At 57.6% G+C, this 17,733-nt stretch carries 12 protein-coding genes and 2 pseudogenes; 3 read left to right on the top strand and 11 right to left on the bottom strand.

Annotation, left to right across the window (positions count from 1 at the left end; genetic code table 11):
* Positions 1 to 23: 23 nt before the first annotated feature.
* From ACSQ8V_RS02975 to ACSQ8V_RS02945, 7 genes and pseudogenes are all read right to left on the bottom strand, one after another.
* The gene (locus tag ACSQ8V_RS02975) at positions 24 to 3,014 is read right to left on the bottom strand and encodes a type I restriction endonuclease subunit R (RefSeq protein ID WP_436204847.1); all 2,991 of its coding nucleotides are present in this window, start codon (positions 3,012 to 3,014) and stop codon (positions 24 to 26) included.
* Positions 3,011 to 4,225: a restriction endonuclease subunit S gene (locus ACSQ8V_RS02970; protein WP_436204846.1), complete on the bottom strand. Its 1,215-nt coding sequence runs from the start codon at positions 4,223 to 4,225 to the stop codon at positions 3,011 to 3,013. The genes ACSQ8V_RS02975 and ACSQ8V_RS02970 overlap by 4 nt, the downstream gene beginning before the upstream one ends.
* Positions 4,218 to 5,744, bottom strand: coding sequence for a type I restriction-modification system subunit M (locus tag ACSQ8V_RS02965; RefSeq protein ID WP_436204845.1), 1,527 nt, complete (start codon positions 5,742 to 5,744; stop codon positions 4,218 to 4,220). The genes ACSQ8V_RS02970 and ACSQ8V_RS02965 overlap by 8 nt, the downstream gene beginning before the upstream one ends.
* Positions 5,741 to 7,237 carry an N-6 DNA methylase gene (locus ACSQ8V_RS02960; RefSeq protein WP_436204844.1) on the bottom strand — a complete coding sequence of 499 codons (1,497 nt, stop codon included), beginning with the start codon at positions 7,235 to 7,237 and terminating at the stop codon, positions 5,741 to 5,743. The genes ACSQ8V_RS02965 and ACSQ8V_RS02960 overlap by 4 nt, the downstream gene beginning before the upstream one ends.
* Positions 7,238 to 7,845: 608 nt before the next feature.
* Positions 7,846 to 8,216, bottom strand: a pseudogene (locus ACSQ8V_RS02955) (IS66 family transposase); the annotation flags it as partial.
* 46 nt (positions 8,217 to 8,262) lie between these two features.
* A pseudogene (locus ACSQ8V_RS02950) lies at positions 8,263 to 8,322 on the bottom strand (IS66-like element accessory protein TnpA); the annotation flags it as partial.
* 479 nt (positions 8,323 to 8,801) lie between these two features.
* A complete protein-coding gene (locus ACSQ8V_RS02945; RefSeq protein WP_436204843.1) occupies positions 8,802 to 10,571 on the bottom strand; it encodes a DUF262 domain-containing protein in 1,770 nt (589 codons plus the stop codon).
* Between the two features lie 72 nt (positions 10,572 to 10,643).
* Between ACSQ8V_RS02945 and ACSQ8V_RS02940 the strand changes: the two genes are divergently transcribed.
* Positions 10,644 to 11,669: an IS30 family transposase gene (locus ACSQ8V_RS02940; protein ID WP_436204693.1), complete on the top strand. Its 1,026-nt coding sequence runs from the start codon at positions 10,644 to 10,646 to the stop codon at positions 11,667 to 11,669.
* Between the two features lie 304 nt (positions 11,670 to 11,973).
* Here ACSQ8V_RS02940 and ACSQ8V_RS02935 read toward each other — a convergent pair whose 3' ends face one another.
* From ACSQ8V_RS02935 to ACSQ8V_RS02925, 3 genes are all read right to left on the bottom strand, one after another.
* A complete protein-coding gene (locus ACSQ8V_RS02935; protein ID WP_436204842.1) occupies positions 11,974 to 12,882 on the bottom strand; it encodes an alpha/beta fold hydrolase in 909 nt (302 codons plus the stop codon).
* Between the two features lie 56 nt (positions 12,883 to 12,938).
* Positions 12,939 to 14,003 (bottom strand): DedA family protein/thiosulfate sulfurtransferase GlpE, encoded by a 1,065-nt coding sequence (locus ACSQ8V_RS02930; protein WP_436204841.1) that lies wholly within the window; start codon positions 14,001 to 14,003, stop codon positions 12,939 to 12,941.
* 152 nt (positions 14,004 to 14,155) lie between these two features.
* Positions 14,156 to 14,851: a FadR/GntR family transcriptional regulator gene (locus tag ACSQ8V_RS02925; protein ID WP_436204840.1), complete on the bottom strand. Its 696-nt coding sequence runs from the start codon at positions 14,849 to 14,851 to the stop codon at positions 14,156 to 14,158.
* 155 nt (positions 14,852 to 15,006) lie between these two features.
* Between ACSQ8V_RS02925 and dgoD the strand changes: the two genes are divergently transcribed.
* Both dgoD and ACSQ8V_RS02915 read left to right on the top strand, forming a co-directional pair.
* Positions 15,007 to 16,155: a galactonate dehydratase gene (gene dgoD, locus ACSQ8V_RS02920; RefSeq protein WP_213767617.1), complete on the top strand. Its 1,149-nt coding sequence runs from the start codon at positions 15,007 to 15,009 to the stop codon at positions 16,153 to 16,155.
* Positions 16,156 to 16,445: 290 nt separating this feature from the next.
* Positions 16,446 to 16,748 carry a hypothetical protein gene (locus ACSQ8V_RS02915; protein ID WP_436204839.1) on the top strand — a complete coding sequence of 101 codons (303 nt, stop codon included), beginning with the start codon at positions 16,446 to 16,448 and terminating at the stop codon, positions 16,746 to 16,748.
* 41 nt (positions 16,749 to 16,789) lie between these two features.
* Here the strand turns inward: ACSQ8V_RS02915 and ACSQ8V_RS02910 are convergent, their stop codons facing one another.
* Positions 16,790 to 17,725: a CopD family protein gene (locus tag ACSQ8V_RS02910; protein WP_436204838.1), complete on the bottom strand. Its 936-nt coding sequence runs from the start codon at positions 17,723 to 17,725 to the stop codon at positions 16,790 to 16,792.
* Positions 17,726 to 17,733 lie beyond the last annotated feature (8 nt).

Raw genomic sequence — 17,733 nt, 5'->3', positions numbered from 1 at the left:
TCTTCTCACCGATCATCCTTCCCCTAGTAATACTGCCGGATGTAGCTGTATGCCTTTTCGAACAGGTCCTCGTCCGCGTGAAGCTTGTACTTGAACAGGGCCTTGCGGAGTGCCTTCTTAACCTCACGCTCGCCGGCCTGCGTTCCCTGCCAACCGGGAAAGCGTACCAGGCGTACGATCTCATCGATATCGGCAACGACGCGCTCGACAATGATGGGCGTGTCCGCCGTTTTGACCTCGTTGAACAGTTCAGTCAGAGCCGTTTTGCCGCGATCATCGTCTTCTTCGGGTGGAATTTCGCTCTCAGCTTGAAGGGTATCTTTGGCGATCTCCAGCAACTGCTTCAGAAACTCCACGCTGTTGATCTGTCCAGATTCGAAGCGATCCTTCAACGCATCCAGCCGTTCCGACAGCTCCTTGAATTTGGGATTGCCGCCATGGCCGCGAAGCCTACGCTTGAGCTTGATCTCGATCTCCTTGGCCTTTTTCGGCTCAGGATTCGACAGCACCGCCTCCAGCAGATCTGCGTCCAGCACTAAGGTGTCGAGGTCATCGCGTACCGCGTCCACGTGCACATTCTGGTGAATCAGCTCAATGGTTTTGGCACCGAGCGAATGCCAGATTAGTTTGCCGTGGCCGCCGGAGGGCTGCACAGACTGATACACCTGCGACAGCCACTTATAGTCCTTTTCGAAGGGGCCGAGCACAGTGTCGGGTGACAATGCCTCCCAGATCTTGTTGAGAACGCTGTATTCGGCGGCGAAGTTGTCTCGCACCTCGTTGTTGGGCAGGCACTGCTGCGCGGCAATCAAACCCTCGTAGCCTGGCTGTGTGCGGTCACAGTCGGTGAAGAACGTTAGGCATTTCTGCATCGCCTCGGGCAGCTTGTCCTTGAGTTCCTGGATGTTACTGACCACCTGTTTGACGCTTTGGTCATCAAACTCCAGCGCCGCCGCCACGTCATCGAAGATCCCGAGGTAGTCCACGATCAGGCCGTGGGTCTTTTCCTCGGAGTAGGTGCGGTTCACTCGGCAGATTGCCTGGAGCAGCGTGTGATCGCGCAGCGGCTTGTCCAGATACATAGCCTGCAGGACGGGCGCGTCAAAGCCGGTCAGCAGCTTCGCAGTGACGATGATCAGCTTCAGCGGGTCGGCGGGGTCGCGGAAGCGGTCCAGCAGCCGCTCTTCCTCATCGCGTTTGCGGTCGTAAGGAGCGTATTCCGGATGCTCCTTCTTGTCGGACGCCTGCACCGACATGACGATGTCGGTCGCCTCCGGTGGAAGCAGCTTGTCCAGCTCGGCCTTGAACAGCAGGCAGGACTCCCGATCGAAGGTGACGATCTGCCCTTTGAACCCGTTAGGTTCCACCTTGGTTTGGAAGTGCTCGACGATGTCCTCGCACACCTTCCGGATGCGCTCGGGCGTCTTGACCAACACTGCCATCTTGGCAGCAGTCTTGGCGAGGTTGTCCTTGTCCAGGTCCGACAGGCCGCCGGTCAAATCCTTGTAGGCCGCATCGAGGGCGGCTTTGTCGATGTGCAGATCGATCAGGCGCGGCTCGAAGTGCAGTTTCAGCGTGGCGCCGTCACGGATCGATTCCTCGAAGCCATAACGACTCATGTAGCCTTTCTCGTCCTCGTCGGCACCAAAGGCGTAGAAGGTGTTACGGTCGGCGCGGTTGATCGGCGTGCCGGTCAGGCCGAACAGAAAAGCGTTGGGTAGGGCCTCGCGCATCTTGCGGCCCAGGTCACCTTCCTGCGTGCGGTGCGCTTCGTCGACCAGCGCAATGATGTTGCTGCGGTCGTTCAGACTGCCTGGGGCCTCGCCGAACTTGAAGATCGTCGTGATGATGATCTTGCGCACATCCTGCGCCAGCAACTGCTGCAGCTTCTCCCGGCTTTCGGCCTTTTCCAGATTGGGAATATCCGCCCCGGTGAAGGTACTGGTGATCTGGCTGTCGAGATCGACCCGGTCGACCACGATCAGCACCGTGGGGTTCTTCAAACCGGCGTGCATACGCAGCTTCTGCGCGGCGAACACCATCAGCAGGGATTTGCCCGAACCCTGAAAGTGCCAGATGAGACCTTTCTTGGGGTAGCCTGCGAGCACACGCTTGACAATCATGTTTGCCGCCTCGTACTGCTGGTAGCGGCAGATGGTCTTGACGCGGCGCTTTTTTTTGTCCGTGGCAAATAGGGTGAAGCTGCCCAGGATATCCAGCACCACATGGGGTCGCAGCATGCTCTCGGCCGACAGCTTCATGGATTTCAATGAGTGGTGTTGGCCGTCATCGCCTTCGCGATCCAGATGCCACGGGCCCCAATCCTTGACTGGCAGGCTAATGGAGCCGTAGTGGTAGGCCTTGCCCTCGGTGGCCACCGAGAACACGTTGCAAACGAACAACTCGGGCACGAACTTCTCGTAGTCGTCATGCACCTGTACCGCACCGTCGACCCAGCTGATGCACTTCTTGACCGGCGTCTTGGCCTCAATCAGCACCAGCGGCAAGCCGTTGACCAGCAGCACCAGATCAGCACGGCGCTCCGTGAAGCCGGCGCGGTAAATAAACTGCTGGGTGACGATGTACTTATTCTGCGACAAATCATCCAGGTCGATCAGCCGCACGGGCACATGCTCGTTGTTCTGCCCGAAGGGCATGGAGCGCTCGCCGCGCATCCACGCGGTCATCTCCTCATTGGCGCGAATCAGCCCATCCGAGCGCACCGACAGCACGATGGCGCGGAGTTTGTAGAGCACTTCATCGGCACGGTCGTGCTGCGCGGCGATCTCCGGGTTCAGGCGGATCAACGCCTGCCGCAGCCACGATTCGACCAGCACGTCCTGAATCGGGCGAGGTACGTCAGCCGGCGCTGCGTAGCGCCAGCCGATGCCTCTCGGACTCAGGCCGTAACTGGCGATCGGCTCTTGAAAGGTGTTGGTTGGCGTAGCCTTGATCGGGCCGGCGAGCAGGTCGCGGACGTAGGCTTCGACGGTGTTGGATTCCGTAAAGCTCATCTCGAAGCCCCCTCCATAAGAACTTGATTTCTTATTGCGCTTGCTGTCTCGGCGCGTTTCTTGAGTTGAGGGATAGCAGTCACCACAGCAGATAGGGCCTTCACCATTGCTATTTGTACATCAAGTGGCACGAGCGGGAACTTCATTTCGGAAAACCGCTGAACACCCAAGTGTGCGATTGATGTTGTCTGCTTCGAAACCTGGATGAATCGCGATGTGTATTGGCAATACTGAAAATAATAGTGTGCGAACTCGGACAACACGTCGGCATTCGGCCGAAACCGAATCAAAGTGTTTTGGAAGCAGCAGTCGCGAACGTCATCACGAAATATTGCACTGCGGCCAACAAGCTCGCGACTTTGGCCCTCATTCAACAACACGTCGCCACTCTGAAGTTTAAATGTCGCGAACTCACTCTCCTTGAAGTCCATTTCATTGACATCACTCGTGTCAATGAAGCCGTCGAACACATTGGCCACACGCAGATACTTTCTTGTGTTCTTCCCGGTCTTGTATTTTGGTGACAACTGTCGGCCCATAAGAATCTCGCCCGCATCACGCGCCTTGATCCACCGGCAATCGACATCAGTCGCTAGATATGCAATACGGACCGTGTCACCGCCCTGTAGCGCATCAAAGGTTTCGAGAAGAAGTGATTTTCTCAGCTTCTCCGAGCGAGCCGCCGCGTCTTCTGCTGCTGTTCGTGCTGCCTCAGCGCTCATGAGCAACCTAACCAAGCACCGTTGCTCGTCTATTGGCGGTAGTGAAAACTCCTGTACCGCCATCGTTTTCCAGTTGATCGTCGGCGACAAAGAGCCGACGGAAATCTCAACCGCACGATCCATGAACAGATCGCCCTGTATGAAGAACGGCAGGAATTCGGGAAGCACGACTTCGGGTTTCGCCCGTAACACCATAGCGTGCGCAGAGCAAATGCCATCGAAGTCCGCAACGCCCAATTTGCGCTGGTAGGCTCGACGGCGACCAAAAATGATGTCGCCCTTCTTGAACATCAGTTTGGTGGCTTCCACGTCATCGGGTGTGCCCCAGCGACGAATCTTGAGCGAGCCTGCATCGAGGTGTTCGAGGCCAACGTAGTGCTCCATTCCGGACTCGGACGGGTTGTCGATGCGGACATTGACGTTGGTCGCCATCTGATCGAAGCGCCAAACCTTCCAGCCCGGCTTCAGATTATTTTTGTTTTCAGACACGCTCGATGTCCTCCGTAATCAGTCCAGCCAGCGTTTCCACCAACGCGTCCATCTGTTGCCAGAAGGCCCGACCATCCGTTTGCCATTTCTTCCAGGAGGAGCGAAGCGATACCGCATCGCCATTGCTGTCGGTTTCGGGCGTGGCGGCAACGCGCTTCACATACAGCGGAATCGACAGGTTGGCCGTGTTGGCTCCGATATCGGCCAAGGTGGCGACCTTGGCGAAGCCGGGCACATCAGCAAAGGTCTTATAAGCGGTCAGGACGCGCTGCTGGTGTGCGGCCTTCAGGAAGCTCTGCGCTCGCTCGCGAGTGACCTCGTTCACCGCGTCGATGAAGATCACCTTGCCCTTGCGCGCAGCCTTCTTTTTGCGGTTACAGATGACAATGCACGACTCCATTGGGGAGTTGTAGAACAGGTTGGGGCCCAGACCGATCACGGCCTCCACCCAGTCCTGCTCGATCATCTTTGAGCGCATGGCTTGTTCTTCATTGCGAAACAGCACGCCGTGGGGCCAAAGCACGGCGCAGCGGCCGTTGGCCGTGAGGCTGGTCAGGATATGCTGCTGGAAGGCGTAATCGGCACGGCCCTGCGGCGGAGTGCCCAGGGAATTGCGTCCCCACTTGTCACTGTTCCATGCTTCGCGGTCCCACTGTTTGATTGAATATGGGGGATTGGCCAGGATCACGTCGAACTGGCGCAGACGATCACCCGCGATGTGCTTCGGATCAGCCAAGGTATCCCCCCGGATGATTTCGAAGTCTTCGACGCCGTGCAGGAACAAATTCATGCGGGCGATGGACGAGGTGATGAGATTGCGCTCCTGCCCGTAGAGCTTGAGCGTGCGGAATTCGCCGCCGGAGCGCTTTACTTCGTCTAGTGCCGAAATCAGCATGCCGCCGGTACCGCACGTGGGGTCGTAAATCGACTCGCCGGCCTGTGGGGCGAGCAATTGCGTCATCAAATGAACGACCGTGCGATTGGTGTAGAACTCGGCTGCAGTGTGTCCGGAGTCGTCTGCGAACTTTTTAATCAAGTATTCGTAGGCATTGCCGAGCTCATCCTCGGGCACGTTAACCACTGACAGCGTCTGGGATGAGAAGTGCTCGATAAGGTTTTTCAGCGTTTCGTCAGGCAAACGCTCGCGGTTGGTCCACGGCGCGTCACCGAAGATGCCATCGAGCAGATCTGGGTTGGCAGTCTCGATCGCGCGCATTGCCTTCTGGATGGCGGCGCCAACGTTCTTCGGGATCTGGCGCACGTCATTCCAGCGCGCGCCATCGGGAATCTGGAAGCGATGGTTCTCGGCGAACTGCGCATAGGAGAGGTCGCCATTTGAGTTGGCCAGCGCCGCCTGGTATTCCTCGTCCCATACATCGGACACACGCTTATAGAACAGCAATGGGAAAATGAACTGCTTGTAGTCACCGGCGTCGATGAGGCCGCGCAGCAGCACGGCGGCGCCCCACAGGTAGCTTTCGAGCTCTTGCTGGCTGATGCGTTTGCTTGGGTGACTCATTGCAGCCATCCCCCTTCAGTCATGACCTGCGCGAGCCGCTCTTCGGCCTCGCGACAGCGGATTAGCGCATTTTTGAACGCCGCGATGGCGTCGGGCAGCGGTGGGATGTCTTCTTGCAGCGGCGGCAGCACGTAGCGCGAGATGTTCAGTGTCCAATCTTCAGCTTTGATCTCGTCGAGGCCAACCACCCGGACCGCGTCCTGCACATCAGTGAAACCGCGATACCAGCCGAGGATGTCCGCTGCATGCTCGGGCTCCAGATAGTTTTGCGCGCGGCCTCGGCGGAACAGTCGTGAGGCATCTGCAATCAAGACTTTCTTTTTACGCTTGGCCGGTTTGCGCTTACGAAGGATCAGGATGCATGCGGCGAGCCCGGTGCCGTAGAACAGATTGGGCGCGAGCCCGATCACGGCCTCGACGAGGTCCATCTCCAGCAGTTTCTGACGAATGCTGCCTTCAACGCCCTTGCGGAAAAGTGCTCCCTGAGGCAGCACTACGGCCATTCGGCCGGTCACATCAGCCATCGACTTGACCATGTGCTGAACCCAGGCGAAGTCACCGCTTGATGAAGGCGGCAGACCAGCAAAATTGCGGCCGAAGGGATCGTTCAACCACACGTCCTCGCCCCACTTTTCCAGCGAGAACGGCGGATTGGCGATCACGCAGTCGAAGGTCGCCAAGAGGTCGCCCGCGAAGAAAGCCGGGTTGCGCAGCGTGTCGCCGCGCACCACCTGGAAGTCCTCAATGCCGTGGAGAAACAAGTTCATCCGCGCGATGGATGAGGTGGTGAGGTTCTTTTCCTGACCGTACAATTTGCCCCATAGACGCTTGACGTCGCCGTGCATTTCTTTCACGTGCTGCACAGCGGCCAGCAACATGCCGCCGGTACCGCAAGCCGGGTCGTAGATGGTTTCTGCTTCCTTCGGGTCGAGCACGTCTATGATCAGCCGCACCACACTGCGAGGGGTGTAGAACTCGCCAGCCTTCTTGTTGGTCGCGTCGGCAAACTTCTTGATCAGATATTCGTAGGCGTCACCGAGCAGGTCTGAATTGACGTTCTTGTTACCAAACGGCAGCTTGGAGAAGTGCTCGATCAGGTCCTTGAGCAGGGAATCTGACAGCCGGTCTTTGTTCGACCACTGTGCATCGCCGAATACGCTATATAGCGTTTCCGGGTTGGCCTTTTCGATCTCCCGCATCGCGCGCTGCAGCGCTGCACCCACGTTGCGGGCTTTGGTGCGGACATCATTCCAGTGGCAGTCTTCCGGGATCTGGAAGCGGTGTGATTCCGGGAACCAGGCCAGTTGCTCATCACCGGTCTCGTCGACGATCTCCTGGTATTCCTCGTCCCAGACGTCGCAGATGCGCTTGAAGAACAGCAGCGGGAAAATGTAGGTCTTGAAGTCGGCCGCATCCACCGGACCACGCAAAATGTTTGCAGACTCCCAGAGGTGACTTTCGAGCTGGCTTAATGTGATTTCAGGGAAACTCAAAGGTCTAGTCCTTCGTCTTGCGCCGAAAATATGCGCTCAACGTCAATTTTCTGTGCTCCGCCATAACGAATTCCGATTACGCCATACGTTTCGCAATGGCAGCGGATGCGCTGCGCCTGTAATGTCAGGAACTGTTTGCAACCAAAAACGGGTCTGATGTTTAACTCTGGCCAGCAACACTCGCTCTGGCCAGTGAATCTCACCGAACGGCATTGGACGCCATGACGACTGCCGCATTGTAAGGCAACGCGTGGTCATGCCCTATCGCATTTACCCGAGGCAGCATAGTGAGTCCTCGGCCTTAGTTTTTAGTCGCAGAATCGGTCGTCCGGCCCGCAAGAAGAATATCTCGTCGTGGCCGGGAACGGCCCGTAGCTAGCAGAGTAATCCTGTCAACACGATTGATCGCGAGACGTAGCGATGGATCAGCGAGCGAGGGTCGAATTATTGAAAAAGGCCGATTTCGCACGAATCGGCTCTTCTCGTCAAACGTAAGCTTTGCACCGGCACCGTCGTTGACCGCGACCGGCGAATGGTGTCCTGTTAGAAGCGGCCGTTTGTCGGAAGCTGCGGCGCCAGGTTCTAGGGGCAAAAAGTGGTCGATACGATCGATTAACGTGATCTGAAATATGGGTGAGCACGTGGCGCAGGTGAGCCTCTGGATCGACATCCCCGAGCTTGCACGAGCCAATCAGAGAGTACCTGCCGGCAGGGCGATCGCCGCAGCTGTCGGCGCCCATAAATAAGAGGTTCTTTTCTTCCAAGACTGGCCGCACGCAACGCATTTTCTACGACGTTGTTATCTATCCGCAACGCCGTTCTCGCAATAGTAGTTCGACGCCTGCCACTGATTGAGCATGTAGTTGATTGCCTTCGTCGTGTCGGACTGTAGCGAGGGCGTCAACAGCCGCTCCCGTAACCAGCGTTCGAGGTTGTCGAGTAGTGGCCGTGCGCGCTCCTGTATAAAGTGTTGGCGCACGCCACCTGAACAGCAGGTTGATGCTGATGTCGCCCTGACGGCTAATCAACGTCGCGGAAGCGCCAGGCTCGAACGATTGTTCGGCAAGTTGTCGCTTGTACTCCATGGGAAAATAGGGCCGCTTATATCGACCTTCGGCACCGCGCCCACTCAATGCCTTATCCACGCATCGCATCCGCTGAATGATTTGGTCGACGTACAATAGAGAAAGCCGCCAGCCTCGTATAGAGGCCTCGTTGCATCGCTACAGTTACTGACGCTAAACACTTTTTGATTTAGCCAGAGTACGGTTGATTTCTCTTATTTATCATTGAATGACCGCGTCACTCGCCGAATCATGATCCGCAGGTCCGGGTTCGAATCCCTGATTCACCGCCAAATTTTCAAAAAACACCGCTGATCTGAAAACTTTCCGTTTCATTGGTCGCTGGCAGCTTCGCAAACATTGAATTCACGCGCATCCCCCCCCCCTCGCTCGACAAACTCCCACCGGGGTTTCAGTGGGCTTCCGTTAAGCGAGAAGGACCTATGGGATTGTCAAGGCATGCAATGTGACACAAGCAGTTGCGGCTGGGATGTCCAGAATCACAGGGGACCGGAGTCGGACGCTAAAGCAGGGGCTGTATTGTCGATTAAAGATTCCTTTGGCCAACGTTGCCGAGCCCATTCCGCCAAAAGTGCACCACGCGCTCGCACGGAATCAGCGTTCCACGAGCTGTGGTCCTGCGCCAACCGTTTTGTGGTTTTAAAAATGGTTTCTGTTTGAAAAAAAGCTCGACACGCCAACCAGTTCTTACGCGCTTTCTCGGAGTTCGCTTTAATAGTGAGCGGAACGAGGTTCCCCCACACATGCCTTAGTTGAAGGTGATCCTCCTGTGAAATTTCCTCGAGCCACTCGCTGGTGATCTCATTCGGGATAACGTGGTCAAGGGAGAAGGCAACGTCCTCAGGCAACAGATCTCCACCATCTAGCCCGTGCTCGTATTCGCGAATGATAAACATGGCGAGTTTGCGACCGTAGAGTGGTCGCGTAGCGACATCCGTCTTGAACGTTTGGTCGTCCGGAAACCGAACCGTGGCTTTATCGTCGATGGTCGAAATAAATTTCGCTGGGTCGCCTTGGGTTGCATGCCATAGGTCTTTAAAAACTACATGCAATCCCGTTGGCTCAAAGCCCGCAAATGCGCGTCGAACCAGGAAGGACTCAATCAGTAGCAGATTTGCTACCCCCCAGCCTTCCGTTAATGCATCGCTGTTAAACGCCCGGATAAGGCGGAAGATGAAAGGAAAAACGCTCGCCGGAGTCTTCATGCGGTTCAGGACTCTCATACGATTGTTAATCGCATCTGACGTTGTCAAGTTGCTCCATGGCTTTCCTTCTCTCGCCGTGAGAGCGTTGTAGGTCGACACATGAACTTTAAGATCCTCAATGATCTCGAAGGCTGCTTTGGTTTGCCATCGATCTTTTAGCGCAGCAAGAAGATTTGATTTAGTGGCGGTTGGCTTGTCGACCAGTGCGAACGGGAAAAAGTACCCATCAAATCGATCGCCGAGAGACTCCTCGAGCGGAACCCAGCTTTTTTGATAAAGCTGCTGCGCCTGTTCCGGTGAGTCCGCGAGCTTTTGGAAAACCAAATTGCGAATAAGGTCCCGGTTCTCTAGGCGAATTCCCTTGCTATTTAGACTGTCAAACACCTGGTGTGCATTGTGCTCATCGCCCAGAATGATTTGCACGAATGCAAGCTTCTCGAGCAAGGTGGTGACAATCTTGACTGCGATTTCTTCATCAAATACTTTGTCGACGTAGCATCGTTGTCTGATGTGAGATTCAGTTCGTTTGGCTGCGTCCGTCATCGCGCCAGTGGACTCACCGAAGTTGGCTGCTAGCTTAGGTTCGATTGACCCTATATCGGAAAAGAGATGATTGAACTGTGTGAAGTCGACCAGCGTCGGCTGAAGCTTTGGGCGATTCTTGTATTGGCCGCCCTGATTCAATACATATTGTTCGAAAAGTGTATTAGATAGTTCTGTTTTGCCAGCGTCACGCGCGTGCCGGGCCAACAAAATCAATGTAAGGTACAGCGTTGTTAGCCGCTGCTGTCCGTCGACAATCCAAGCCGAGTCAGGCCTGAAGGCCATGCCTGCAGACTTGACCTCAAGCACGAGTGCACCGAGGAACCGCTCGGAGTCTTCACCTTGCAAGATGTTGTCCACTCCGTCCCACAATGAGTCAATTTCGGCCACACCCCATACAAAGCGGCGCTGAAACAACGGCGATATATATTCACGCTCGCCTTTGAATAATTGAAGAAGGGTGACAGCGCCAGCATCCAGCCCGGTTTCTTTTCTTTTCATCGTTCGCTCTGCTGCTATTGGTTGGCGCCATCAAATCTGAAGTGCAACACCTTCCTCGTGTAAGGTGCGCACATGCAAAAAAGAAGAACGTATCAACAGCTTCAGCCTGAAGAGCGCATGACCATTGCAAGCATGAAGCAGCTGGGTTCGAGTGTTCGGGCCATGGCCCGAACACTCGGGCGCTCGGCATCAACTGTGAGCCGCGAGCTGACCAGGAACACGTGTTCTGTCGTGGGCTATGCGTCTGCCCCGGCGCAGTCGCTCAGCACGAGCCGACGCGAGGCTGCGCGCCCATGTCCCAAGCTGCACCCTCAAAGCATGTCGTGGCGCGTCGTACTCACCCTGCTGGAATGGAAGTGGTCGCCCCAGCAGATCTCAGGTACGCTCAAGCGCATGTGGCCCAACGATCCAACCCAGCACGTCTCGCATGAGACCATCTACACTGCCATCTATGCGCAGCCACGCGGTGAGCTGCGCCGCCAGCTTATCGCCTGTCTGCGCCACGGTCACAGCACCCGCATGTCACGCAAGCGGGGCACTGACCGGCGCGGCCAGATCCCCGACATGGTGAGCATCCATGTGCGCCCGCCTGAGGTCGACGACCGGGTGATGCCAGGTCACTGGGAAGGTGACTTCATCAAGGGCGCCGGCAATCAGTCTTCCGTCGGCGTGCTGGTTGAGCGCACCAGTCGCCTGGTGCTGCTGGCGAAGATGGAAGACGCCACCGCCGCCTCGGCACTGGCGGGCTTCACTGCCAAACTGAATTCGATCGCCGCCCCACTGCGCCAGAGCTTCACCTACGACCAGGGTAAGGAAATGACCCGGCATCAGGAGCTCAGCGCCGCCACCGGCGTGCGCGTGTACTTCTGCGATCCGCACAGTCCATGGCAACGCGGTACCTGCGAGAACACCAACGGGCTGCTGCGGCAGTATCTGCCCAAGGGTACTGACCTCTCGATCTACAGTCAGGACGAACTCGATGCCATCGCCGACAGCCTCAACAGCCGACCTCGCGCTACCCATGCATTTCATTCGCCATTCGAGGTCTTCGAACGTATGCTCGCAACCGCTTCGATAACCTCAGCTTCCGTTCATTAACCCGCTGTTGCATTTCAGCTTTGAAACCGCCGTTTGGAAAAACGTACGTCGGTCTCGCTAACTTTTCGCCTCTGGCGGCGAAGTTCCGGTTTCGATAATAAGGCAGCGCCAAGCCAAAGGGCAAAAATTTCCTCGTTTGATGACTTTCCAGAAACCATTAACGCGCAAGGGCTGCAACTTGCTCCCATCGCGTGCCTAGTACGATTCCGAGATCGCCTCGCTAAATTCGGTGCTTAACCTGTAAAAACCTACAACTTTGGATGGCAGTGGCCGCTCTCCCAGTGAATGAACATTCAAAATGATTTCACTGCACGGCAATCCCGAGCACCATCGATCCTAAGACGGTTCGATTAAAAACTCCCGCGTGTGTCACATTCATCCCATGTGAAGCGCCCTCAATCGTCACTCTTCGCGCCCCTTCAATCCACCCCTCCAGAGCTGTCACCGCATCCCTAAACATCCGCGGACTCTTCTCCCCATCGATTAGCAGCGTAGGGCATTGCACCCTCCCCGCAGCCTTCGCATCGTAGGCAGGCAACGGATCTCTAAACTGCAGCGCCAACGTATTTGCGTTATCCATCGCCATCGCCTTGAACTCTTTCGGACTCCTCGCCCAGAACCCTGGCCGACTCACGGAATCGACAAAAAGCTCCAACCCCGCATCCACATCCCCGCTACCAATCAACTCCGCTGCCTTCGCCCGCAGCGCATTAATCGGCGCAGGCAACACCGTCCGCCCTCGCCCATCATCCCCAGGCCGAGCCACTGCCCCACCCGGATCAGCAAGCACCAACGACTTCACCAACTCCGGATATCTCACGGCCAGATGAAACGCAACACACCCACCCCGCGAGTGCCCGACAACATTCACAGCCCCAACGCCCAACCGCTCGATAAACCGCCCCAACTCATCAACATGCGAGTCCCAACTAAACTGCCTTGATCCACCAGCCATCGCACCAAACCCCAGCACCCCCGAAGGCCAGTAATGCGAAAGACTCGGCGCGACACATCGATACTGCCTACCAAGTGGCCCTAACTGCGGCTTCCAGTATCGAAAGTCACAAAGCGACCCATGCACGAACAGCATCACCTCATGATGCTCATGCCCAGTCTGTACAAAGGGAACTTGCAAACCATCATCAAGCGTGGCGATATCCGGCGCAGGCAGGCCAAAAAGTTGCGAGGAATCCACCCCATCCAACAGCTTCATCCGATGCAACTCCGCTTAACGAAAGACCGCAAAAAACAAAAGCCCGCAAAAAAACCTCACTCCGGCGCCGTAGCCCGAACGGTAACCATATCGCCCAGGCTCCGATCATCGTCATCATCGAGCGAAGAAGAAGCCGAAGAAGAAGACACAGAATCCAACGCCCCCACAACCGCCCCAAAAGAATCAAACGGAATAGCCTCCACCGGAAACCCCTTCTTCTCCCACGCGTCCAACCCGCCCTTCAGCGGCCGCACGTTCCGGAACCCCTTCGCCCTCAACTGCCGCGCGATCTGCTTGGCCGTCGCTTCATTCGGACACACGCAATACACCACGACCTCGTGCTCCCGAAACATCGGATCGATTTTCCCTGTCGACTCCAAATCCAGCGGGATCGCGCCTTTGATCCGATGCGCCTCCTTCCTCCTCACCTCTTCCGGCCGGGCATCGAAAATAACGGGTGGTGCATCCGACCGCATCATTTCATCGAGTTGTTCGGGCGATATCCGATACTTCGCGAGCCATCGACGAAACTGCATTCGACGCACCCATCGGTACGCCAAAAACGCGCCTGCGGCCATTGCGAGCACATCGAGCGCGGTGAGCCCATACGTCCTGACGAACGCCAGCAGGTGCGCGACTTCGGCCTTCAAGATCGCGCCGCCGAGCATCCACGCCGAAGCCCAGAGCGCCGCGCCCACCAGATCCCAGAACACGAAAACCCGCACATCGATCTGCGTCGTCCCGAGCAACGGCGACGACACCAATCCCAATCCCGGAACGAATTTAGAAAGCGCCAGCAAAGGCACGCCGAATCGCTCGAACCAACTCCGGGCGGTACGCAAAGTGGTATCGAGGGAAAGCGAAAACCGCACGAGCGAGTTCAGGAATCGCCGGCCATACAACCTTCCGGCAGCGAACCAAAGCGAATCGGCGATGATCACCGCGATGACCGCAGCCGCCAACATATGCCAGAACGAAGCCAGCCCGGCCGCGACTAAAGTGCCGGCCAGCACCAGCATGGGTGCAGCAGGAATGGGAACGCCGAGCTGGGTGGCGAGCACGCTGACGAACACGGCCCACGCGCCCCACGACGACACAACGGAGATCGGGACGTACGGCATTCGGGCTCCTTCGGGACGGTGCGGAGCGCCGCGTGTCGGATAGATCACCTAAAAACGTCGGCTAAAACCATGCCAAAACAGCGCTCGGACCCGCAACTTTATCCCGAAAATGAAAATATCGCCGAGTGCGCCGAACGTCGTTTATCTCCGCTCTACCCCTCAATTCGCGCCCGCGTCACGCCGAGCAAACCGCCCATCGCGTCACGCGCCGCCGCCGAATCCCGCGCGACGATGGCATCGAAAACGGCGGTATGTTCCGCCATCGATGCGTTGAAAACCTCCGCCCGCCGCGCATTCAACCGCAACTGCGCCTCAAGCGTGCGCTCGATCAACGTCCCGAGCGGCACCAGCAACTCATTGCTGCACGCGTTCAACACGCTCAGATGAAACCGCAAATCGGCACGAACCCATTCATCGACATTGCGCGCATCCAGCATCGCTTGATGTGCCTGGCTTAAACGTGATAACGCCGCGTCATCGTGATTTACGGCGGCCAATGCAGCGGCATACGGCTCGATCATCTCGCGCATTTCCTGCAGCTTGATCGCGAACTGCAACGGCTTCGCAACCCGCGAATACCATTCCAAAACGTCGGCATCGAGAAGATTCCAGGCCTGCCGAGGCCGCACGCGCGTGCCAATCTTCGGCCGCGATTCAATCAATCCCTTCGATGTCAACGTGCGCAGCGCCTCGCGCAACACCGTCCGGCTGACGCCAAAACGCTCCATCAATTCGGCCTCACGCGGCAACGTGGACGCCGGCGGGAAATCGCCGCGCAGAATCTCGGTGCCAAGCTCATACGCCACGCGTCCGTGCAGATCGTGCTGGATATCCTTCCCCTTTCCCAAAGTTGATGCCAGGCAATCAAAACCACGCGATTATACGGACCCTTCCCCGACAAGGGTTTCCATCCAATAGTACTATTAATATACACATCAAACGGTTTTTTGATAGCATAGAAACCCTCGTTCCTCACTCACCGGAAAAATCAGGAGACGCCAGCATGAAAATCACCAAACTCGAGACTTTTATCGTTCCGCCGCGCTGGTGTTTCCTGAAGATCACGACCGATGAAGGCATCGTCGGCTGGGGCGAACCGGTGGTGGAAGGCCGCGCGCATACGGTCGCGGCGGCAGTCGATGAGCTGTCGGACTATCTGATCGGCAAGGACCCGTTGCTGATCGAGGATCACTGGCAGGTCATGTATCGCGCGGGGTTTTATCGCGGCGGGCCGATCGGCATGAGCGCGATTGCGGGTGTCGACCAGGCGCTGTGGGACATCAAGGGCAAGCATCACGGCGTGCCCATTCATGCGCTGCTCGGCGGCCAGGTCCGCGACCGGATCAAGGTGTATTCGTGGATAGGCGGCGACCGCCCCAGCGATGTCGCGAGCAACGCGCGCGCCGTCGTGGACCGCGGTTTCAAGGCGGTGAAGATGAACGGTTCGGAAGAACTTCAGATCATCGATACCTTCGACAAGGTCCAGGCCGTCATCAATAACGTAGCTGCGGTGCGTGAGGCGGTGGGACCGAATATTGGCATCGGCGTGGACTTCCACGGCCGCGTGCACAAGCCGATGGCGAAGGTACTCGCGAAGGAACTCGATCCGTTCAAGCTGCTGTTTATCGAAGAGCCGGTGTTGTCGGAGAACGTTGAGGCGTTACGCGACATCGTGAACCAGACGAGCACGCCGATCGCGCTCGGCGAGCGTTTGTACTCGCGCTGGGACTTCAAGCACATCCTGGCGGGCGGTTACGTGGACATCATCCAGCCGGACGCGTCGCACGCGGGCGGGATTACGGAGTGCCGCAAGATTGCATCGATGGCCGAAGCCTACGACGTCGCCCTCGCCCTCCATTGTCCGCTTGGGCCCATTGCGCTCGCGACGTGTCTTCAAATCGATGCCGTCAGCTACAACGCCTTCATTCAGGAGCAAAGCCTCGGGATTCACTACAACAAGGGCAACGACCTGCTCGATTACATCAAGAACCCCGAAGTCTTCAAATACGAAGACGGCATGGTGATGATTCCGCAAGGGCCGGGCTTGGGCATCGAGGTGAACGAGGAGAAGGTGCGCGAGATGGCGAAGGTTGGGCATCGCTGGCGCAATCCGGTGTGGCGTCACGCGGATGGCAGCGTTGCAGAGTGGTGATGTAAGAATTGCGCTGCACCGCACTATGCAGAAGCGGCGGGCATCGTAGAATGGCGTTATTGAGACAGGAATTCCGTCTCGATGGCGTTACGTAACTTGCTGGCAAGATCGCACAAGCCAACGGGTTACAGCACTGGAAACGGCTTCCTTTCGGTACACGAAACCCTTGTGCCGAAAGGATTTGCATGCGGTGAGGACGCCTGGCCCGCGTCTTGCATTATCTGGCGTACGTGTGTTTGTTTCGACCCAGCGCCCGGGAAGAGCGCGACGATCAAGCTAGAGAGTCCAGCATGTATTACACCCTTCCAGATGAATTCGTCCGCACGCAGATGGCCGTCGGCGCGCTGGTGCTGTTCGGCGTGCTGCGCGTGATCGGAGCCGTGATGGGCGCCCAGCACGGCTGGCGCATGTCGACGGTGACGCGCTGTTTTGTCGGCGCGGCGGTGCTGTTTTGCTTGCCGCAACTCATCGATGTGGTGATCTCATGGCCGATGTCGCACCGCGCTTTCGTCGAACTTCAGGGCAAAGCGATCGGCTGCGCGCTGGCGCTGTTCTGCGCACCGATCGTGAGTCACAAACTGGGCTACGAGTAGATATTGGCGTCCAGTAACTGAGCGCACGAAGCCCCCGACGATTAACCCATCGCAGAAAAACCCGGCACGCTGTGCGACAGCACGGCAGCCGCGACAAACACAGCAACAATCAGCAACGCTTCCATCCGCATCACGCCGGTGAACGTGTGTGCATCGACGGTCGATGCAGTGCGCTGCAATCGCGGCATGACGGACCATCGGTTCATCGCGCCGAGTAGTAACGCGGTCGCAATAAGCACACCCTTTACAACCAGCGCATGGCCCCAGCCACTCGCTTCGAGCGCCACCACCGATCCGCCCAACCCGCGCCAAGCGTTATAAATCCCGGTGAGAATCACGAGCGATACGGCAACCACCGCCGCCGTGGAAACCTTCCCGGAAATACGAATCAAGGACGCCCGCGCCAGCGACGTCCCCAGCGCCGGCAACACTCGCCACGCGCTCGCGATAACCAACCCGCCCCACACGGCCGTTGCCAGCAGATGAACCGTCTGCACGCCTTCGGCAAGCGAAAACGCGCCGGCATCGGCGGCATGTCCCACCGACGCCTTACCCGCCGCTGCCACCAGAGCGCCGATGGCGAACAACCCGATCCGCGGTCCGCCCTTCGGATTACCCAACGCAGTAGCCAGGATCAGCAGCACGCTGCCGGCGAACGCAATCGCCCAGCCCGTGCCGGCATGCGTGCCGGTCACAACGGTGACGACTGCATCGAAGGCTTGAAAGAGAGGCGCACCGCTCATCGATGCCGCCTGCATCCACACCAGCACAAGATCCGCCACCGCGAGCACGACCGCGCCGCCCGTGCTCAGCCGCCGCGCCCTCACCCAGCCGAGACGCGCGGGCGAAACAGGGGCAGCCGCGTTTTCCTTCGATAACCACACGCTCAGGAACGCCCCGCCGAGCGCGCAGGCAAACGCAATATCGGCAATCGCGGCAACGATGACTTGAGCGAACCACAGCGGATCGTCACTCATGACCGCGC

This window comes from Caballeronia sp. LjRoot31, from assembly GCF_964253885.1.
Taxonomy (GTDB): Bacteria; Pseudomonadota; Gammaproteobacteria; order Burkholderiales; family Burkholderiaceae; genus Caballeronia.
The sequence above is the reverse complement of the archived record's forward strand: the minus strand, read 5'-3'. Positions and strand labels throughout refer to the sequence as shown.